The sequence below is a fragment of the Streptococcus gallinaceus genome (assembly GCF_040545695.1).
Lineage (GTDB): Bacteria > Bacillota > Bacilli > Lactobacillales > Streptococcaceae > Streptococcus > Streptococcus gallinaceus.
This window is the reverse complement of sequence record NZ_JBEPMK010000004.1, coordinates 183,041-203,587: the sequence shown is the minus strand read 5'-3', so window position 1 is coordinate 203,587 and position 20,547 is coordinate 183,041. Positions and strand designations below refer to the sequence as shown.

The 20,547-nt window shown below is 44.7% G+C and carries 18 protein-coding genes and 1 pseudogene; 14 read left to right on the top strand and 5 right to left on the bottom strand.

Annotation, left to right across the window (positions count from 1 at the left end; all coding sequences use genetic code 11):
* Position 1 precedes the first annotated feature (1 nt).
* From ABID27_RS06910 to glpK, 4 genes are all read left to right on the top strand, one after another.
* A complete protein-coding gene (locus tag ABID27_RS06910; protein ID WP_354281172.1) occupies positions 2 to 2,452 on the top strand; it encodes an ATP-dependent Clp protease ATP-binding subunit in 2,451 nt (816 codons plus the stop codon).
* Positions 2,453 to 2,965 carry a GNAT family N-acetyltransferase gene (locus ABID27_RS06905; RefSeq protein WP_253364894.1) on the top strand — a complete coding sequence of 171 codons (513 nt, stop codon included), beginning with the start codon at positions 2,453 to 2,455 and terminating at the stop codon, positions 2,963 to 2,965. It abuts the gene before it with no gap.
* Between the two features lie 101 nt (positions 2,966 to 3,066).
* Positions 3,067 to 4,104 carry an AAA family ATPase gene (locus ABID27_RS06900; protein ID WP_354281170.1) on the top strand — a complete coding sequence of 346 codons (1,038 nt, stop codon included), beginning with the start codon at positions 3,067 to 3,069 and terminating at the stop codon, positions 4,102 to 4,104.
* A 70-nt stretch (positions 4,105 to 4,174) separates the two neighbouring features.
* Entirely contained in the window at positions 4,175 to 5,680 is a 1,506-nt protein-coding gene (gene glpK / locus ABID27_RS06895) for a glycerol kinase GlpK (RefSeq protein ID WP_354281168.1), read from the top strand.
* Between the two features lie 132 nt (positions 5,681 to 5,812).
* Here the strand turns inward: glpK and dusB are convergent, their stop codons facing one another.
* From dusB to ABID27_RS06875, 4 genes are all read right to left on the bottom strand, one after another.
* Positions 5,813 to 6,802 (bottom strand): tRNA dihydrouridine synthase DusB, encoded by a 990-nt coding sequence (gene dusB, locus ABID27_RS06890; RefSeq protein WP_253364896.1) that lies wholly within the window; start codon positions 6,800 to 6,802, stop codon positions 5,813 to 5,815.
* Positions 6,789 to 7,661 (bottom strand): Hsp33 family molecular chaperone HslO, encoded by an 873-nt coding sequence (hslO, locus tag ABID27_RS06885; RefSeq protein WP_354281166.1) that lies wholly within the window; start codon positions 7,659 to 7,661, stop codon positions 6,789 to 6,791. Before hslO ends, dusB begins: the two co-directional genes overlap by 14 nt.
* Positions 7,662 to 7,730: 69 nt before the next feature.
* Positions 7,731 to 9,980, bottom strand: a complete 2,250-nt coding sequence (gene gshAB, locus ABID27_RS06880; protein WP_354281164.1) for a bifunctional glutamate--cysteine ligase GshA/glutathione synthetase GshB — start codon at positions 9,978 to 9,980, stop codon at positions 7,731 to 7,733.
* An 87-nt stretch (positions 9,981 to 10,067) separates the two neighbouring features.
* Entirely contained in the window at positions 10,068 to 10,502 is a 435-nt protein-coding gene (locus ABID27_RS06875) for an Rrf2 family transcriptional regulator (RefSeq protein WP_253364899.1), read from the bottom strand.
* 137 nt (positions 10,503 to 10,639) lie between these two features.
* Between ABID27_RS06875 and ABID27_RS06870 the strand changes: the two genes are divergently transcribed.
* From ABID27_RS06870 to ABID27_RS06840, 7 genes are all read left to right on the top strand, one after another.
* Entirely contained in the window at positions 10,640 to 11,500 is an 861-nt protein-coding gene (locus ABID27_RS06870) for an SDR family oxidoreductase (RefSeq protein WP_354281162.1), read from the top strand.
* Positions 11,500 to 12,069 carry a DsbA family protein gene (locus tag ABID27_RS06865; RefSeq protein ID WP_354281160.1) on the top strand — a complete coding sequence of 190 codons (570 nt, stop codon included), beginning with the start codon at positions 11,500 to 11,502 and terminating at the stop codon, positions 12,067 to 12,069. The genes ABID27_RS06870 and ABID27_RS06865 overlap by 1 nt, the downstream gene beginning before the upstream one ends.
* A gap of 220 nt (positions 12,070 to 12,289) precedes the next feature.
* Positions 12,290 to 13,582, top strand: coding sequence for an adenylosuccinate synthase (locus ABID27_RS06860; protein WP_253364904.1), 1,293 nt, complete (start codon positions 12,290 to 12,292; stop codon positions 13,580 to 13,582).
* Between the two features lie 49 nt (positions 13,583 to 13,631).
* Complete coding sequence (locus ABID27_RS06855) at positions 13,632 to 13,991, top strand: DUF2200 domain-containing protein (protein WP_354281158.1); 360 nt, start codon at positions 13,632 to 13,634, stop codon at positions 13,989 to 13,991.
* Positions 13,992 to 14,040: 49 nt separating this feature from the next.
* A complete protein-coding gene (locus tag ABID27_RS06850; protein WP_253364906.1) occupies positions 14,041 to 14,580 on the top strand; it encodes a TetR/AcrR family transcriptional regulator C-terminal domain-containing protein in 540 nt (179 codons plus the stop codon).
* A gap of 97 nt (positions 14,581 to 14,677) precedes the next feature.
* Entirely contained in the window at positions 14,678 to 16,453 is a 1,776-nt protein-coding gene (locus ABID27_RS06845; RefSeq protein ID WP_253364907.1) for an oleate hydratase, read from the top strand.
* Between the two features lie 174 nt (positions 16,454 to 16,627).
* Positions 16,628 to 17,245 carry a hypothetical protein gene (locus tag ABID27_RS06840; RefSeq protein ID WP_253364908.1) on the top strand — a complete coding sequence of 206 codons (618 nt, stop codon included), beginning with the start codon at positions 16,628 to 16,630 and terminating at the stop codon, positions 17,243 to 17,245.
* A 53-nt stretch (positions 17,246 to 17,298) separates the two neighbouring features.
* Here ABID27_RS06840 and ABID27_RS06835 read toward each other — a convergent pair whose 3' ends face one another.
* Positions 17,299 to 17,583 (bottom strand): DUF2316 family protein, encoded by a 285-nt coding sequence (locus tag ABID27_RS06835; RefSeq protein WP_253364909.1) that lies wholly within the window; start codon positions 17,581 to 17,583, stop codon positions 17,299 to 17,301.
* 205 nt (positions 17,584 to 17,788) lie between these two features.
* Between ABID27_RS06835 and ABID27_RS06830 the strand changes: the two are divergent.
* From ABID27_RS06830 to mvk, 3 genes and pseudogenes are all read left to right on the top strand, one after another.
* Positions 17,789 to 18,897: pseudogene (locus tag ABID27_RS06830) on the top strand (MFS transporter).
* Between the two features lie 63 nt (positions 18,898 to 18,960).
* Complete coding sequence (gene yajC / locus ABID27_RS06825; RefSeq protein WP_253364920.1) at positions 18,961 to 19,281, top strand: preprotein translocase subunit YajC; 321 nt, start codon at positions 18,961 to 18,963, stop codon at positions 19,279 to 19,281.
* A 315-nt stretch (positions 19,282 to 19,596) separates the two neighbouring features.
* Complete coding sequence (gene mvk / locus ABID27_RS06820) at positions 19,597 to 20,547, top strand: mevalonate kinase (protein ID WP_354281155.1); 951 nt, start codon at positions 19,597 to 19,599, stop codon at positions 20,545 to 20,547.

Below are 20,547 nucleotides of genomic sequence, written 5' to 3'. Positions count from 1 at the left end.
AATGAAGTATTCGATTGGAGTGGAGCGTGCGCTTGAAGATGCGCAGATTATTGCACGTCGCTATGGAAGTGATTTTGTTGAGACATGGCATTTTTTGCTAGCCTTTGTAGTTAATCAAGATACCATTGCAGGGACAGTGTTGGCGGAATACCCTATTGATGGGAGTGATTTTGAAGATGCGGCCTACGTGATTACAGACCACCTTTACCAGGATCATATTGCCTTTGAAGGCATTTTGCCGCTTTCTAAGAAGTCAAAGGAAACCTTGGACTGGGCTGAAAAGATTGCAGATGTTGTCAAGGCAAGTCAGCTTGGGACAGAACATCTTTTTCTTGCCATGCTTTTGGACAAGCGTTCGGCTGCGGTGCTGATTTTAGATAGAGTTGGTTTTCATTTGGAGGACTCGGACGATAAGATTCGCTTGGTGGATTTGCGGAAGAATTTGGAAATCAAGGCTGGCTTCAGCAAGGATGATTTGAAGGCCATTCGCCAGTTGCTTCGTGGCAATCCTAGTCCACAGAATTCTGCTGCGGGAATGATGGGAATGCCCCAGGCTCAAAGTGGCGGTTTGGAAGATTACAGTCGTGATTTGACAGCCTTGGCTAAGGAAGGCAAGATGGAGCCTGTCATCGGACGTGACCAAGAGATTTCGCGGATGATCCAAATCTTGTCTCGGAAAACGAAAAATAACCCTGTCCTAGTTGGTGAAGCAGGTGTCGGTAAAACAGCTTTGGCGCTTGGTTTGGCGCAGCGAGTAGCAAGTGGCGATGTGCCCGCAAGCTTGGCTGGTATGCGGGTGCTGGAATTAGAATTGATGGCAGTGGTAGCTGGAACTCGTTTTCGTGGGGACTTTGAAGAGCGAATGAACAATATCATCAATGATATTGAAGAAGATGGTAAGGTTATTTTGTTCATCGATGAATTGCACACCATCATGGGGTCTGGTTCGGGGATTGACTCGACTCTGGACGCGGCCAATATTTTAAAACCGGCCTTATCTCGTGGAACCTTGCATATGGTTGGTGCGACAACGCAGGATGAGTACCAAAAGCACATTGAAAAAGATGCGGCTCTCTCGCGTCGATTTGCCAAAGTAACGGTAGAAGAGCCGAGCGTGGAAGATAGCATTGCTATTTTGCGTGGCTTGAAGCAATCGTATGAGAAACACCATAAGGTGGAAATTACAGATGAAGCCATTGTAACGGCTGTAAAATTTGCCAAACGGTATTTGACGGGGAAAAATCTTCCAGACTCTGCGATTGACCTCTTGGATGAAGCAAGTGCCACCGTCCAAAATAGTCGGAAAGTAGCGGTGGAAGATGCCAGTATGTCAGCTGCTGACCGTGCCTTACTAGCTGGTAAGTACAAGACGGTCGCAAGCCTTCTAGTCAAAGAGTTAGAAGATGAGCAGCCATCTAGCCATTACAATCTTCAAGTGACAGAAGATCATGTCTTAGTGACCCTGAGCCGCCTTTCAGGTATTCCTGTTACGAAGTTGAGTAAAACAGATGCCAGGAAATACCTTAATCTTGAAAAAGAACTGCACCAACGTGTGATTGGGCAAGACAAAGCTATTTCAGCCATTAGCCGTGCTATCCGTCGAAACCAATCTGGTATCCGTACAGGAAAACGCCCAATTGGTTCCTTCCTGTTCTTGGGGCCAACTGGGGTTGGGAAGACCGAGTTAGCCAAGGCATTGGCAGAAGTGCTCTTTGATGATGAGTCCTCGCTTATCCGCTTTGACATGTCAGAATACATGGAAAAATTTGCGGCATCTCGTCTTAACGGTGCGCCTCCAGGCTATGTTGGATATGATGAGGGCGGTGAGTTGACTGAAAAAGTGCGGAATAAACCGTATGCGGTTCTCTTGTTTGATGAGGTGGAAAAAGCGCATTCGGATATCTTCAATGTCCTCTTGCAAGTCTTGGATGATGGGGTCTTGACGGACAATAAGGGACGTAAGGTTGATTTTTCAAATACCATTATTATCATGACATCAAATCTAGGCGCGACAGCCTTGCGAGATGATAAGACGGTTGGTTTTGGGGCGACGGATCTGTCTCACAATCAAGCCCATGTGGAAAAACGAATTTTTGAAGAATTGAAAAAAGCATATCGTCCAGAATTTATCAACCGGATTGATGAGAAAGTTGTTTTTCACAGCCTGTCAGACAAGGATATGGAAGAAGTTGTCAAAGTCATGGTTAAACCACTTTATGCTGTGACAGCTGAGAAAGGGATTGACCTCAAATTCCAACCATCTGCACTGAAATTGCTGGCTAAAGAGGGCTACGACCCTGAGATGGGAGCCCGTCCTTTGCGTAGATTGATTCAGAACAAGGTGGAAGACCAGCTGGCAGAAATGTTGCTACGCGAGGAAGTCAAGTCGGGTCAGACACTCAAGATTGGTGTGAAGGCTGGACAGCTTAAGTTTGACATTGTGGAGAACTAGATGTTAGAATTGATTAAAATCGGGCCAGATGAGGTGGTGTCCTTACAGGAAGTCTGCCGAGAAACTTACTATGATACATTTGGAGCGGTTAATCGGGAAGAGGATATTCAAGCCTACATGGATGATGTTTATAGCAGAGATGTATTGGTCGCTGAGTTGGAAAATCCAGAGTCAGAAGTGTACTTTTTGAAGGATGAGATGGGGATAGCCGGCTATCTCAAGCTCAATACGGGAGCTGCCCAGACAGAATATGTCGCGGACAATACCTTGGAAATTCAGCGGATTTATGTGCGTGCCAATAGAAAACGTCGTGGCTATGGTAGTCGACTAATGGCATTTTCTTTGGAGCGAGCACGTGAAAAGGAATGCCAGTCCGTCTGGTTAGGTGTCTGGGAACACAATCAATCTGCTCTTGCATTTTACAAAAGTCATGGATTCCGCCATGTCGGTGAGCATCATTTTCAGATGGGAGACACGGTGGATACGGATTATATCTATCTGAAGGATTTGTAAGCAGAGATTGGACGAAAGTCCAGTCTCTTTTATGTGCCAAATAATTGGCAAAGGCGCGTCATTTCTGTAAAATAGAGGGAGTAAGTTTAAAAGGGAAGACTATGAAAAAACAAGTTGCAGTAATTTTTGGGACTTTTGCACCCATGCATAAGGGACACATTGACCTCATTCAGCGCGCTAAGCGAGAATGTAGCCGTGCCATTGTGATCGTTTCTGGTTATGGAAATGACCGTGGCCACAAGATTGGATTGGGTTTGCAGAAGCGCTTCCGCTATATCCGTGAGACCTTTAATGATGAGTCTTCGGTGACGGTGCTGATGCTGGATGAGACTGGAATGCCTCCTTATCCAAAAGGCTGGACTCCCTGGCTGAATGCTTTGACAGCGATGACGGACATCGCTGATGACGAAGAGTTGTATTTCTATGTTTCAGAAAAAAATTATGCTGAGGAACTCGAAAGCCGTGGCTTTAAGGCACATTTTACAGAGCGAAATTTTGGAATTTCAGCGACCTTGATTCGAGAAAATCCAATCAAGTATTGGAATGAGATTGCGAGACCTTTTCGACGTCATTTCTCAAAAAATGTCTTGATTGTTGGCTCGGCCTCTAATGGGAAAACGACTTTGGCACGTGATTTGGGGCGGTATTATTCTAGTCCGGTGTCGCTTGAGTACTCGCGCTATTACCAGCAGCGCTACAATGTCCGCGATGATGAGTTGACAGGCAAGGACTACAATTATCTCTTGACGGGGCAGTACCGTCAAACGGCAGACCTGATTGACTCAGATAGCAATCAAGGGCTGGTTATTGCTGATACCAACTCGACAGTGACTCAGGCTTACTACGATTACTATATCGGTAAGACGTCGACCTCTTTTCACTCGCTTTGTGCAGATACTGCCAAGAGTGAGAAATGGGCTTTGATTCTCTTTGTATTGCCAACGGGGTCTTATGTGGATGATGGATTCCGTGATATGTCCATGGCCGATGAGTCGATTCGTCAAGCATTTACTGAGCTCTTGAAAGAATTGGTGATGCGCAATCATCCGCAGGTGCCTCTGCATTTCTTAGATGGAAGCTATGCTGAAAATTATCAAACAGCCATTGAGTTGATTGATGCCATTTATCAAGGAGACTAGTAAGCAGGTTCATCCTGCTTTTTTTACTCTTTTGAGGTATAATAAAAGAAAACGTTTACGAGAGGTTGATATGACAACAGCGCCTTATATTATGGCTATTGACCAAGGAACAACCAGTTCGAGAGCCATTATTTTCAATCACGATGGCCAACAAGTGGCAAGTAGCCAAAAAGAGTTTCCACAAATTTTTCCACAAGCAGGTTGGGTAGAACATGATGCCAATCAAATCTGGCATTCGGTGCAGTCGGTGATTGCGGATGCTTTTATTGAAAGCGGGATTAAGCCAGACCAGATTGCGGCGATCGGGATTACCAATCAGCGTGAAACAACGGTTGTCTGGGACAAACAGACAGGAGCACCGATTTACCATGCCATTGTCTGGCAGTCACGTCAGACAGCGGATTTAGCTGAGGACCTCAAGTCGGCTGGTCATCTTGACATGATTCATGAGAAGACGGGCTTGATGATAGATGCTTATTTTTCAGCGACAAAGGTTCGCTGGATTTTGGACCATATTGATGGAGCACAGGAGCGTGCGGAAAAGGGAGAATTGCTCTTTGGCACCATTGATACTTGGCTTGTCTGGAAAATGACCGGCGGGCAAGTGCACGTGACAGATTATTCCAATGCGTCGCGGACCATGCTCTACAATATTAAAGAACTCAAATGGGACCAAGAAATCTTGGATTTGCTTAACATTCCACTTGCCATGTTGCCAGAGGTGAAGTCAAATTCAGAGATTTATGGGACGACAGCAGCCTATCATTTCTATGGTGGACAGGTGCCGATTGCGGGGATGGCAGGCGACCAGCAGGCAGCCTTATTTGGTCAGCTGGCTTTTGAACCGGGCATGATCAAGAATACCTATGGCACAGGCTCTTTCATCATCATGAATACAGGTCAGGAGATGCAACTGTCTGAAAATAATTTGGTGACGACAATTGCTTACGGCATTAATGGTCAGGTCAATTATGCGCTGGAAGGGTCGATTTTCATTGCAGGGAGTGCAGTTCAATGGCTGCGTGATGGTTTGCGGATGATTGAGAGCTCCAAGGAATCTGAGGACCTGGCGCGGAATTCAAAAAGTGATGATGAAGTCTATGTTGTACCTGCCTTTACGGGCTTGGGGGCACCTTATTGGAATTCAGAAGCGCGTGGAGCTGTCTTTGGCTTGACGCGGGGGAGCAGCAAGGAAGACTTTGTGAAGGCTACTCTCCAATCGATTGCCTATCAGGTTCGGGATGTGGTAGATACCATGCGTCTGGATTCGGGGATTGAAATTCCTCGGTTAAAAGTGGATGGTGGTGCAGCTATGAATAGCTATCTGATGCAGTTTCAGGCAGATATTCTAGGTATTGAAATCGAGCGTGCTAAAAATCTGGAAACGACAGCTTTGGGTGCAGCTTTATTGGCAGGTCTAGCAGTAGGATTTTGGCAAGATTTGGACGAACTCCAATCCTTAAATCACCTCGGGCAAATCTTCCAACCAATGATGGAAGAGGAGAGAAAAGAACGGCTTTATAAAGGCTGGAAACAAGCAGTCAAGGCTACTCAGGTTTTTGCCGAGGATGAATAAAAAAAGAGTAGGAAAAAATCGTGATTTCGTAGAAGTCTCTTTTCACTAAATCACTGTTTTCTAGTACAAAAAAGGAGTTGGGAACTTTTGTTCCAACTCCTTTTATTTTAATAAATATGGCTTATCTAGGTTTTATTTGGCATGTGCGCGTGCTTGATCAAAGAGGTCTTGGACTTCTGCGATGGATTCGGCACGGGCAACGGCTCCGCGGATTTTTGCAGCACCGGCTGTTCCACGAAGGTAGTGAGGTGCTAGTCCACGGAATTCACGAACAGCAATGCCTTCCCCTTTGAGGGCTGTCAGACGTGTCAAGTGTTCAAATGCGATGTTGAGTTTATCATCGAAAGAGAGGTCAGGCAGGATTTCGCCAGTTTCCAAATAGTGGTTAATCTGATTGAAAATGTAAGGATTCCCCATGGCAGTACGTCCAACCATGACGGCATCGGCTCCGACTTCTTCGATACGCTGACGAGCATCTTGGACAGTACGGATATCGCCGTTTGCGATGAATGGAATCTTGGTAATGGCCTTGGCAACCTTGGTCAGAGTTTCTAAGTCCGCTGTCCCTGTATACATTTGCTCACGGGTACGTCCGTGCATGGCCAAGGCAGCAACACCGGCAGACTCAGCAGCCAGGGCGTTTTCAACAGCTAGGTCAGGGCTATTCCAGCCAGTCCGCATTTTAACTGTCAAGGGAATGTCGAGAACAGAAGTCACTTCCTTGACGATATGGTAAATTTTTTCAGGGTCTTTGAGCCATTTAGCGCCAGCTTCATTTTTTACGACCTTGTTAACGGGACAACCCATGTTGATGTCAACGATGTTGGTTTTAGTGTTGTTTTGGATAAAGTTCGCCGCACGCTTGAGCCCTTCAGCATCTCCGCCGAAAAGTTGGATGGAAACTGGAGCTTCATTGTCATCGATATGAAGCATGTGGAGGGTTTTTTCGTTATTGTAAAGCAAGCCTTTTTCGGAAATCATTTCCATGACAACCAGTCCAGCACCCATTTCCTTGGCAATGGTACGAAAGGCAGAGTTTGTCACACCAGCCATAGGAGCTAGTACGGTACGATTGGGAATTTCGACATTTCCAATCATGAAGGGGGTGTTAAGATTTGTCATGAATGAGTTCCTCCAAGTCTGTTTCATCAAAGTGGTAGTGGCTGCCGCAGAATTGGCAGGTAATGTCAGCTCCCTTATCTTCCTCTTTCATTTCTTGTAGGTCAGAGGTTAGCAAGCTAGCGAGTGCATCCATAAAGCGCTCTTTTGAACAGTCACAAACGAAGTGCAAGGGCTCTTCTGATAAGAGTTTGTACTCATCTTGACCATAAATGGCTTGTAAGAGAGCTTGACTAGGATTCTCAGAGGCCAAGAGGCTAGAAATAGCAGGCATGTCTTGAATCCGTTTTTCAAAGCGGCTAATCTCAGCGTCGGTCGCACCAGGCAAGACTTGCAACATGAAGCCTCCAGCGACCTTGACTTTATCATCTTGGTCCAAGAGGACATTGAGCCCGATGGCAGATGGTGTCTGCTGACTTTCTGTCATGTAGTAGGCGAAGTCTTCACCGATTTCCCCGGAAATGAGCGGAGTCATAGAATGGTAAGGATGGCCTGTTCCATAGTCGGTAATGACCAAAAATTGCCCTGCACCGATGAGTGGGCCTACGATAACCTCACCTGTAGAAGTCCGTTTGTAGTCAGCATCGGGGTTTTGGATGTAGCCCTTGACCTGTCCCTTAGAATTTGCAACGGCAATGACTGCACCAAGACCACCATCTCCGAGAATTTTTAGGGTGATTTTTGTATCCCCTTTTTCATTTGCAGCTAAAATTTGGCTGGCAATCAAAGTTCGCCCCAAAGCCACTGTAGAAGAAGCCATTGTGTCATGTTTTTCCTGAGCAGTCCGTACAGTCTCTGTGCTATCGAGCACAAAAGCACGGAAATGCCCATTACTTGAAATAGTTTTAATCAGTTTGTCCATAAGGAATATTATAGCACAAAAGCAAGGTGGGAGCGAAGAGAAAAAGCTTGCCAAATGGCAAGCTGGTCATTAAACCTCAGGAAATAATTTATCTAAAATCTTTCGTGTTACAATTTGGCCTGGTCCTTCATGACAATAGGTGTGCATGTACATGGACGGGTTGAAATTGAGCTCGATACAGGTACAGTTTGGCACTTCTTTTGTGGAGATTAGGTGGCGGTCAGGGATGATGAGATCGACCCCACAGACCCAAGCTCCTATGGCGCTAGCCATATCAGCAGCCAGTTGCTTGTAAGAAGGATCCATTTGCTCTGTCATATCAATGGAATCACCACCCGTTGAGATGTTGGAGTTGCCACGCAAGTCAGCTTTGACACCAGTAGGTAAAATGGTATCGGCTGTGTAGCCTTGCTGTTCGAGCATGAGAAGTTCGATGTCACCAAGGTTGATGATTTCAAGGGGAGAGCGGTGGTCACGTCCGCGGAGAGGATTTTTATTCTTCTCTGCGACTAACTCGCGAATGGTCTGCCGACCATCTCCAACGACATTGGCAGCGACGCGGAGCAGAACTGCCTCACATTTACCATCAAGAACGAAGAAACGGTATTCAGTTCCCGGGATGAATTCTTCCACCAAGACATCAGAGTCTTCCGCAAAGGCGATATCAATGGCTTTTTCATAATCCGCCAAGCTAGCTGGTTCTTGGAAAATGGAAATCCCTAGACCAAAATTAGTAGACTTTGGTTTGACGACAATGGCCTTATCCGCAACTAAGCGATAGTAGTTGAGGGCCTCTTCCTTGGTAGCAAACTCGCTACCTGCTGGAACTGGAAAACCAGCCTGATCCAAAATTTTCTTGGTGACAGTTTTATTGGCCATAGCCAGTGGGACAACGTAGTTATCTTTAGAAGTCATATTGCCATTTTTGACGTATTCGACATGGTTGCCATGCCAGAGTTTGAGGAATTGGTCATTTTCATCCAGAATCTCAAAATGAACCCCTTTTTGGATGATGTCAATCAAGAGCATCTGAGTAGAGAGTTCCATGCTTTCGTAGCCCTTGAGCGCATAAGGTGCCGTCCAGGCATGCTGATGAAAGGCTGCGCCTTGGTTGCGTCCAAATACTTCCAATGATAGTTGGTCAATCTGAGCAAAAAGCTGCCCACCAAGTGTCAACTCTGGATTTGCAAGTGCCGCTTTGACTTTTTCCAACAAGCTAAGGTAGTAATCCCCCAGCTGGAACTGATCAATGACAGCTGTCATGGCAGTCAAAATATCCTGTATAGGGGCTTGGTCAGGTAGTGGATCCAAAGGATGAGCAAGGGCAATGGCTTCGTTGAGGTCAGTCGCCCAAGATAATTTCTCATCAACATTGTCCAAATCTTCCATCCAAATCAAGCTAAGGATAAAGAGGTGAACAGTATCAATGGTTTCTTGGCTGATGGCCAGATGGTCAAATGGATTGAGGTCAAAGGAGCGGAATTCCATATACTGAATTCCATTTTCCAGATAGTCACGGACAAACTTACTACCACGTAGACGAACAGCAGAGTAAAATTCTTTTTCTGCGGATAATTGCCCCGACTGCACATAACCCTCTAGGTCGGAAATGTAGTTTTCCAAGCTGGCAAAGGAGACATGGATGTCTTCGTGGTTGACATAGCCGTAGGAACTATTGCGCAGAGAACGAACAGGGCGCGTCAAGTCTTTTTCTAAAAATCCTTTTTCAGCAATTGGTGTTGCGCCATAGAGGTAGGTCAAAAACCAGCGATAGTAGAGAAAGTTTTGCGCGATTTTCAGATAGAGGTCATTTTTGAAAGCCAGCTTATCTGAGTAACCACTGAGTGAAAAAAGCTGAGCAGTCAGGTCTTTTCCCAGCTCCATATTGTAATGAATGCCGCTCATGGACTGGAGGAGTTTGCCGTAACGTTCTGCCAATCCTTGACGGTAGCGGTATTCGACAGGGTCCTCTAAAGCAGCAATCTGAATATCATCTGCCGTGATGTATGGTGGCATGGAAAGAGGCCAAAGGTACTCATCATGTTCCAATGAGCGTTGCGCTACGTCGGTAATAGCTCCCAAAAACCGACGTGCTTCCTCGGTTGATTGAGCGATTGGTGTGATGAGCTCGATTTGTGGCTCGCTGTAGTCTGTTTGGATATAAGGATGATAATTTCGAGAACCAAAAGCAGATGGGTGTGGTGTTTGGGCAACTCGGTGCTGGGTATTGATGCGGAGGGATTCTCTTTCCAGACCAAAAGTTGCTTGCAAAATAGGCAAATTTGCGGGTGCATTTTGTAAAAGTTGTGAAAGTTTCATGCGTGTCTTACCTTGCTTTATTCGTTAGTTTTATTGTAAACTCTTTGGCGCTGAATGACAAATTTCCGCTACGGCTGAACTGGCTTGTCAGGGGCAAGTGGCGGTCTGCGCTGTCAGGTCACTGACTAGCTCTGCAAGGCTTGTTTTGGCCATTTCTTCCTCAGCAATTTTTTGAATTTCTTGGTAGCGTTCCTGCAGAATTGCTTGGATATTTGCTCCGACTTTGCACTCGAGATTGGTTTTTTTATCAACGGACAAGAGCTCGTTCTCACCAGGAAGTGATTTGAAAATATCGAGTAGACTGATGTCAGTCAAGGGCTTTGTAATCTGTGGGCTAGCCTTGCCTTGTTGACTAGTGATGAGACCTGCTTTTTTTAATTGCCCCATGATTTTTCGGACATTGGATGGATTGGTCAGGATACTATCTGCAATGGCATCGCTTTTTAGCAAATGAGGCTCGGTCACAGTGGCTAGGTAGACCATGATATGGACACTATCGCTTAATAAGACGGATTGTTTCATAAGAAAACCTTTCCTTTCAGAATGTAGACTTATTATAGCACACTTGTATAAAATAAAAAAACATTTCTCTTGACAAGTTAGTTTTTATCTTGCAAACTACATGCATAAAATAAAAATACAACAAAAGAGGTATAGCGATGACAAATTATCTTATTACAGGTGCAAATGGTGGCTATGGTCGTGCTGTGATTGATTACTTACAAACAGCCGTTGATAAGGAAAATATTTTTGCCTTGGTGCGTTCAGAGGAAAAAGGGAAAGCTCTGAAAGAGGCTGGTATTCAGATTCGTATTGGAGATTACACAGATAAGGATAGTCTGCTCGCGGCTTGTAAAGGGATTGATAAAGTCTTGTTAGTTTCAGGTGTTCCCGGCAATCGTCAGGCAGAGCATCAAAATGTGATTGATGCAGCAGTAGCAGCAGGTGTGAGCTACATGGCCTATACCTCACTTGCAGGTGCAGATACAGTTGCAAAAGACTTTGCCCTCGGAGACGACCATCGTTATACTGAGGCAGCCTTGAAAGCATCGGGTCTCACCTTCACTAGCCTACGCAACAACTGGTACTTGGAAAATGAAATGCCGCTCATCTTGCCAGCCCTGACATCAGGAAAATTAGTCTACGGTGCCAATGCAGACAGCAAGGTCGCTTGGGTGTCTCGTAAGGATTTGGCAGAAGCGGGTGCAAAAGTATTGCTAGCTGATCGTCCACAAGAAATTCTTGAATTATCTGGTCAAAGCTTGGCCTATCCTGACTTGGCTGCTGCTCTATCACAAGCGACAGGAAAAGACATGGTAGCTGAAAAAGGTAGTCTTGATGATGTCGTTGCAGCCTTAGTAGCAGGAGGCTTCCCAGAACAAGCTGCTCCTGATTTTGCAGGCTTGCAAGCAGCCATCGCTGAAAATTACTTAGATGCTCAGACTTCAGATTTGGAAGCCATCTTGGGACGCCCAGCGACTCCTGTTGTAGAGAGCCTTCGCACCTTATTGGAGGCTTAATGATGAAAGTTTACTATATTTGGGATGCTTATTGTGGCTGGTGTTATGGTTTCGGAGCGGTCTTACTTCCATTTATGAAAGCACATCCTGAGCTTGATATGGAAGTCATCTCTGGAGGATTGTTTGACCGCGGGGCCAGTCTGTCTCAGTACCCACACCTCCCAGAAGCCAATCAGCAGATTCAAGAGTTGTTTGGTGTTACCTTTGGTTCAACCTATGAGAAACTATTGGAAGTAGGCGACTTGGTTTTGTCTTCCAATGATGCCGCGATTGGCTATGGATTATTGCGAGATCAACTTCCTATGGACAAGCATTTGGACCTAGCCCAAGATCTACAAATGGCCTTTTACCAAGATGGAAAATCCCTCTCTGACGTCGCAACCTACACAGACCTAGCCCAAGCCTACGGACTAGAAGAAGATAGTCTGGCTCAAGCCTTTCTGGGTGAGCAAGCCAGCGGGAAAAACCACTCAGACATTGCCAAGGCGCGTGCATTTGGTGTCCAATCTTATCCAACACTCCTAATTGAAAAAATGGGAAAATTTACGATTTGCGTAGCGGAGCTATGACGCTGGAAGAGTTGGAAAGTCATTACAGACTTGTTCAGCAAATGGCATAATATCATCAAAAAATAAGAAAAAGAGTGGCCTGTTCACTCTTTTTTAAGGTATCTTCTTGAAAAATGTTCGTTTTTTTTATAAAATAGAGTGTAATGTAAAACTTGCAGGTGAAACTCCTGCCTAGTTGATCAGGAAAGGATTGGGCACTGAGTTGCCCGGTATACACAATATGACATCAGTAGTAGTTGTAGGAACGCAATGGGGCGATGAAGGTAAAGGGAAAATTACAGACTTCTTATCAGCCGATGCAGAAGTGATTGCACGTTACCAAGGTGGTGACAACGCAGGACATACCATCGTGATTGACGGTAAAAAGTTCAAATTGCACTTGATTCCATCAGGTATTTTCTTCAAAGAGAAAATTTCTGTGATCGGGAACGGTGTGGTGGTCAATCCCAAGTCATTGGTGAAAGAACTGGCTTATCTACATGAAGAAGGGGTGACGACGGACAATCTTCGGATTTCAGACCGTGCCCACGTTATCTTGCCCTACCACATCAAGCTTGACCAATTACAAGAAGATGCCAAAGGCGACAACAAAATCGGTACGACCATCAAAGGGATTGGCCCAGCTTATATGGACAAGGCTGCGCGTGTTGGTATCCGTATCGCTGACCTTCTGGATAAAGAGATTTTTGCAGAACGCTTGAAAACAAACTTGGCAGAGAAAAACCGTCTCTTTGAGAAAATGTACGATTCAGAATCCATCGCATTTGATGATATCTTCGAAGAATACTATGAATACGGTCAACAAATCAAGCAATATGTAACAGATACATCTGTTATCTTGAACGATGCTCTTGACAATGGCAAACGTGTCCTTTTCGAAGGGGCACAAGGTGTCATGTTGGATATTGACCAAGGAACCTATCCATTTGTTACCTCTTCAAACCCAGTTGCCGGTGGCGTAACCATTGGTTCAGGTGTTGGACCATCAAAAATCAACAAGGTTGTTGGGGTATGTAAAGCCTACACTAGCCGTGTTGGTGACGGACCATTTCCAACAGAACTCTTCGATGCAACCGGAGACCGTATCCGTGAAATCGGTAAAGAATACGGAACAACAACAGGTCGTCCACGTCGTGTAGGTTGGTTTGACTCAGTTGTCATGCGTCATAGCCGTCGCGTATCAGGGATTACAAACTTGTCTCTGAACTCAATCGACGTCTTGTCAGGACTTGACACTGTGAAAATCTGTGTGGCTTACGACTTGGATGGAGAGCGTATCGACCATTACCCAGCAAGTCTTGAGCAGCTCAAACGTTGTAAGCCAATCTACGAAGAACTTCCAGGTTGGGAAGAAGACATCACAGCATGTCGTAGCTTAGAAGACCTACCAGAAAATGCACGTAACTATGTTCGTCGTGTAGGTGAATTGGTTGGTGTTCGCATTTCAACCTTCTCAGTAGGCCCAGGTCGTGAACAGACAAACATTCTTGAGTCTGTTTGGGCAAATATTTAATATAGAAGATGAGAGTCACGGCATGCCGTGACTTTTTCAAAGGAGAAACATGACACATCGTATTTATCAGATGACCTTTCCATCGATCTATAAGGCTTTGGTGGCCAAGGTGGAGCGAAAAGGGGGGAGTGAGGCAGATGTTGATGCCATCACGAGTTGGTTGACGGGCTATTCCTTGGAGCAATTGGCAGAGCTCAAGCAGTCTGAAACAACCTATGGAGATTTTATCAATCAAGGTCCAGCCTATCATCCCGCCCGGACAAATATCACAGGGAAAATCTGTGATGTGCAGATTGAAACAATAGAAGACCCAACCATGCAAGAACTGCGTCGTCTGGATAAATTAGTCGACTGGCTAGCCAAGGGGAAAACCGTTGAGCAAGTGATAGACAAGTACGCCAAAGACTAGGTCTATGTATTTCCAGCTCACTGTGTTACAATAAGTCAGAGGTGACAAGATGAAATTACTGACAAAATTAGCCTTTGAGCAAGCATTGAAAGACCTGATGCAGACTAAATCGTTTGATAAAATCACAGTGACCGAGCTAGTCCAGTTCATGGGGGTCAATCGCCAAACATTTTATTATCATTTTAAGGACATTTACGATCTATTGGAATGGGTCTTTATCAATGATGGCGAAGCTATGATTGGGGCAAATCGAACGTCTACCTCTTGGCAGGAAGGCCTCTTGTCTATTTGCCACTATATCGAAGCCAATGAGCTCTTCATTTACCACAGTTATCATTCGGTTAATCGGTCCTATCTTGAGCACTTTCTCTATGAACGGGCTGCGTCACTGATTAAGCCAGTGGTGCTTGCTAATCACCAGTCAGCTCGATTATCCGCTCAGCAAGTGGAGAATATCACGGATTTTTACAAGTATGCTTTTGTGGGATTTTTGCTGGACTGGATTGCTGCGGGACATCGTGAGTCAGCTCAGTCTTTGGTGCAACGGATTTCTCAGACTGTCACTATTTTGTCAAATAATCATGGATAAATATAAAAAATTTAGACAAGTCGCAGACATTGTCTATTTTTTTCGTCCCTAAAAAGGTGTTTAATAGAGCTATCAAAAGGTAAAGGAGTTTTGTCCTATGTATTATTCAAATGGGAATTATGAAGCATTTGCTCGTCCTTTAAAACCAGAACGAGTTGATGAAAAGCAGGCTTATATCGTTGGTGCGGGGCTTGGTGCTTTGGCAACGGCTGCTTTCTTGGTTCGTGATGGACAGATGAAGGGAGAACACATTCACGTTTTGGAAATGGCTGAGATTCCAGGCGGTGCCTGCGACGGGATTGAAGACAGTCAAAAAGGATTTATCATTCGTGGCGGCCGGGAAATGGAAAATCATTTTGAGTGCTTGTGGGATCTGTTCCGCTCCATTCCCTCTCTAGAAGTAGAAGATGCTTCTGTCTTGGATGAATTTTATTGGCTCAATAAACGGGACCCCAACTACTCTCTCTGTCGTGCAACTGTCAACCAAGGCCAAGATGCTCATACAGATGGCAAGTTTACCTTGTCTGACAAGGCTTCGCAAGAATTGGTCAAATTGTTTTTGACAAGCGACAAGGAGTTGGAAGATAAGACAATTGACGATGTCTTCTCAGAAGATTTTTATGCATCCAATTTTTGGCTCTATTGGCAAACCATGTTTGCCTTCGAAACATGGCATAGTGCGATTGAGATGAAACGCTATTTGCATCGCTTTGTGCATCATATCGGTGGACTACCTGATTTTTCTGCCTTGAAATTCACCAAGTACAATCAATACGAATCCTTGATTTTGCCATTGATTTCGTATCTGGAAGCGCACAATGTCCATTTCCAATACCAAACGCAAGTGACCAATGTCCATTTTGAACGTCGCAATGGGAAGCAAGTAGCTGTTGGGATGGACTGGATTCGTGAAGGTCAAGAAGAACACATTGAACTCACGTCTGATGATTTGGTCTTTGTGACCAATGGTTCTTGTGTAGAAGAGGCTAGCTTGGGAGACCATGAACACGCACCACAGGCCAAGGTCGCAAATGGTGAGGGTGCTAGTTGGCAACTTTGGCGGAAGATTGCAGGGCAAGACCGAGCTTTTGGACGTCCTGAAAAGTTCTGCACCAACATCGCTCAAACCAACTGGGAATCCGCTACAGCAACAGTTCGCGGAGATGTCATTCCAAAATATATTGAAGCCGTTTGTAAACGCGATCCGTTTAGTGGAAAAGTCGTGACTGGAGGCATCGTGACGGCCAAGGATTCTAGTTGGCTCATGAGTTATACTTTGAATCGCCAACCTCATTTTAAGAATCAATCTAAGGACCAACTGGTCGTCTGGATTTATGGACTGTACACAGACCGTCTTGGTGATTATGTGAAGAAGCCAATGAAAAATTGTAGTGGCTACGATATCACAAGAGAATGGCTTTATCATCTTGGTGTGCCAAAAAATCAAATCGACACCTTGGCTAAGGAAGATGTGACCTGCATTCCATGTATGATGCCTTATATTACAGCCTTCTTTATGCCACGGGCAGTTGGTGATAGGCCAAAAGTTGTGCCAGATGATTGCATTAACTTTGCCTTTATCGGTCAATTTGTAGAAGTGGAAAGAGATTGTGTTTTCACAACAGAAACATCTGTTCGGACAGCCATGGAAGCTGTTTATACCTTGTTGGATATCGACCGTGGTGTGCCTGAAGTCTTCAACTCTGTCTACGATATCCGTTGCTTGCTGGATGCGACAGCTAAGATGATGGATGGTAAAACATTACGCGACATGAATCTTCCTTGGTTTGCCAAAGTTGCTGAAAAGGGCCTGAGCAAGAAATTAAAGGGAACAGTTGTCGAAGAATTACTTGAACGCTATCATTTGCTATAAGAAATGCATTTTCCGGAGAGGATTCTCTCCGTTTTTTTATTCAAAAACTTTAGAAAATGGGCGTTGGGAGGCTATGTAAAAAATCTCACAAAACCTTCTGATAGAGATACAAGCGTTATCATGCTATAATAAATAGAGGGCTTCGCCCAATGAATAGGAAAGAAAAGGAAGTTTATGAGAAAGTTTTTACAAGAATTAGTCACTGAAATCGCTTATTACCTTGAAATTTTATTGTCTGTTATTTTAGCTATTGCGCTGGTATTTTTCACCTTCTCACTCGTTCAGAGTTTGATGGGAATCGTGGTTGCAACTGGAAATGTGGACAATTTATTTGGAGACTTCTTGGCTCGAGCGATGACGATTGCCGTTGGTATCGAGTTGATTAAGATGTTTTCAAAACCATCTCCAAACACGGTTATCGAGGTATTGCTCTTTGCCATTGCCCGTCAGTTAGTTGTCAATCATCCAAGTGAAACGGATTTCCTCATCGGGATTGTCTCCGTAGCCGTTCTCTTTGCCGTTCGGAAATACCTCTTTACTCAATTTGACACTTCAAACAGTATCGTTGTCCGTGCTAGCCAAAAGGTGAAAATCGCCAATGTCCTTGCCCGCGTATCGATTCCGGGTGAGAAACATGAGACTTTGCGCGACTTCATGGTTCGTCGTTTGGAAGAAGAGGAAAAAACGATTGCGATTGGGGCCTGCCTCTACTACAATAATTTTGCCCTTCGTATCGACAATATGCACGGCGACCGGATTACCCGTGTGGAAATTATCCGTAGCTTGCAATAATAAAAAGCTCAGCCTAGCAGCTAGCCTGTCTAAGTTGAGCTTTTTTGTCTTTGTCAGTATTTCCAAGGTTTTTCATAAGAAAACCAACGATTGGCACTATGATCAGCCAAGCGGCTAAATGGATATACTTCTTTTCCCTCTTTTTGCAGCATTTCTTCTAGGTAATCACGCACCATCCATACATGGCCGGGATCTGCTCCGTTGACTTGGAGGACGCGCTGCAACTGTCGGCTGGAGAGTTTGGTATCTGCCAGAACTCGCTCTTCGGGATAGGCAAGTCGACGGTAATTTTCCTGTAATTCCTGAGCAGTATGAATGACTTCTTGTCTAGTTAACATTGTTTTCTCCTTTAGGTTTTTAGAAAATAAATACATAGGTTGCTATCTAATATATCACAGGACGTCAATCTCTTCAAGAAAGGTGTCATATTCTGCCATTTTTTCATATATTTCTATTTCTTTGCTATAATGGCAGACAGGAGAAAAGATTGAAACATCGACAAATTGGCTTATTTTTATTGGAGTTATTGTAATTGGGTTCGTCTTGAGAATCCCCTTTACCACCATTCCGATTATTTTACCGCAGGTTGCAGCAGCCTTTGGCGTATCCATCAGTTCCTTGGGACTGGTTACCTCCCTTCCTTTAGTAATGTTTGCGGTCTGTTCATCCTTTGCCCCTCAGTTGGCACGGAAAATGGGAGTGGAACGGCTCTTCGTCCTCGTTCTGTTTATCATGGCGATCGGCTCGGCTATCCGTTTGGTCAATCTTCCCTTGTTTTACATGGGAGCCATGGTGTTAGGAGCTTCCATCGCTGTTTTAAATGTACTGTTACCAAGCCTCATCGTGGCGCATTTTCCAGAAAAAATCGGCCTGATGACAACTGTTTACACGACTACCATGGGGTTAGTTTCTGCGCTGGCTTCTATGATTGCTGTTCCGATTACGGAGCTGACTTCTTGGCGGGGCTTCATTTGGGAGCTGACGACGGTTATTGTGATTGTATTTCTAGTATGGTTGCCGAATTTTGGCAAATACCCGCCCATTTCAACAGCTGTTAAGCAGGAAAACAGACTTCTATCTGGCGCAATCAGCGGGCCTGGCTTATTTTGGTGTTTGGCGGATTACAGTCGCTTTTATTTTATATAGCGATGACCTGGCTTCCGACTATGGCTCACCAAGCAGGTTTGAGTCAAGCGTTGGCAGGAGTTTTAGCGGGAATTTATTCGCTTATCAGCCTTCCGTTTTCAATGATTATTCCTACTTTGGTGACCAAGTTACAGAGGCAACAACGAAAGCTGGTGATGGGATTTTTCGGCTTGTGTGGCGTCTTGGGAGTTGGTTTACTTCTCTTTCAATCAGCCCACTTTAGCTACTGGTTACTGGTCAATCTGCTGATTAGTAGCTCAGTTTCGGCTATTTTCCCTTATATGTTGGTTAATTTTACGTTGAAAACTCATTCGCCGGCTCAAGCAGCAGAACTGTCTGGCATGTCTCAATCAGGCGGGTATTTCTTGGCAGCGATTGGCCCTGTTTTATTCGGCTATACGTATTCCTTTTTTGGTTCATGGCAACCAGCTGTCATTTTTCTTCTCGTTACAACTGTCATCATGACCCTGGCCATTCTTCGATCAGAAGGGTTTGAGAAGATTTAGTTCTTTTTGCAATTTTCCTTCAATCTGTTATAATGAACTTATTAAATATTTTGAGGTGTCAGAATGAATCAATTTCTTTTTCCCATCCTTATGCTTGCAATGATTGCTTGGATGTTTTATAGCCAACGCAAACAACAAAAGAAACAGCAAGAAAAGATGAGTGCTATCCAAAAAGGGGATGAAGTCCTTACAATTGGTGGCTTGTATGGTATTGTTGATGAAATCGACGATAAAAAAGTTGTCTTGGATGTAGACGGTGTTTACTTGACATTTGCTCGTTTTGCCATTCGTGAGCGCGTGACAGAAGCAAAAGTTGAAGCAAGCCCTGTTGTTGAGTCAGCAACTGAACAGATCGAGTCTGCAGTAGAATCAAATGAAGAGTAGTTCCTACTCTTTATTTTTTTTGTAAAAAAATCACTAGTTTAAGACTTCTTTAAGGAAGCAACGCTATACTTAGTCTATTCTTTTTCATATATCTCCAGAAAGGTAGTTCGGTTGGGCTGTCTTTCTTTGTTGTTTGCCTGATTATCTGTTTCAGTTTTCTTTTAGAAATTCTTCAGAAAAGATTAAGCTTGTCTTTGTATACTAAGTTCAATCCTAAAATTTTCTTTTCATAAATCTCCTAGAGAATCACCTAACGACTGTTGGGTGATTTTCTTTGTTTAGAAGTTTTTTATAGAAAATGGTACAATAGTAAAGATGAAATCTGAGAAAGAAGGTTCTGATGTGGCGATTGGAAAAGCAAGTGGCAAGATCATTTTAATGGGTGAACATGCGGTTGTCTATGGGCAACCAGCTATTGCCATGCCTTTTTCGGCGGTAGAAATTGTGTCTCAGGTCAGTAAAAAAGGGGATGCCTTGTCTGTTTCCTGTGCCTTTTATGAGGGATTGGTTCATCAAATGCCCAAGGTGTGGGAAAGTTTGAAGCATGCCATTCGGTTTTCCCTCTATCGTATTGGGGCTCCGACAGATCCAGCCATTCATATTGAGATTCGCTCCAGTATTCCAGCTGAGCGGGGCATGGGCTCAAGTGCAGCTGTGGCTGTAGCCGTTGCTAGGTCCTTATTCGCCTTTTATCAGAAAGAATTAACAGACCAAGAGTTGTGGGAGATTGTCCAGTCCTCAGAAAAAATAGCCCACGGGAATCCTTCGGGCATCGACGCCCTGACAACCAGCGGGAAATCTCCGATTTACTTTGTCAAAGGGCAAACGATAGAGGCTATTTCGCTCCGCTTGGATGCCTATCTAGTCGTAGCAGATACGGGAATCACAGGCAATACCCATCAAGCCATTTCGGATGTGGCTCGTCTGGTAGCTGAAAATCCTGAGGCGGAGACTTGGATTGAGGAGTTGGGACGGTTAACCCAAGCAACGCGTGATGCTTTAGCAAAGGGGCAGGTGGGCGTGCTAGGTGACTTGATGAATCAAGCTCAGATCTATTTGCAAAAGCTAGGTGTTTCGATGGACACCTTAGATGAGTATGTGACCATTTCTCGTCAACAAGGTGCGCTTGGTGCTAAGTTGACGGGTGGTGGCCGCGGAGGTTGTATGATTGCTCTTGCAGCTGACCAGAAAACCGCCCAAATGATTGCGGCAACCTTGACAGATGCTGGGGCACGTCGGACGTGGATACAATATTTAGGAGAATAA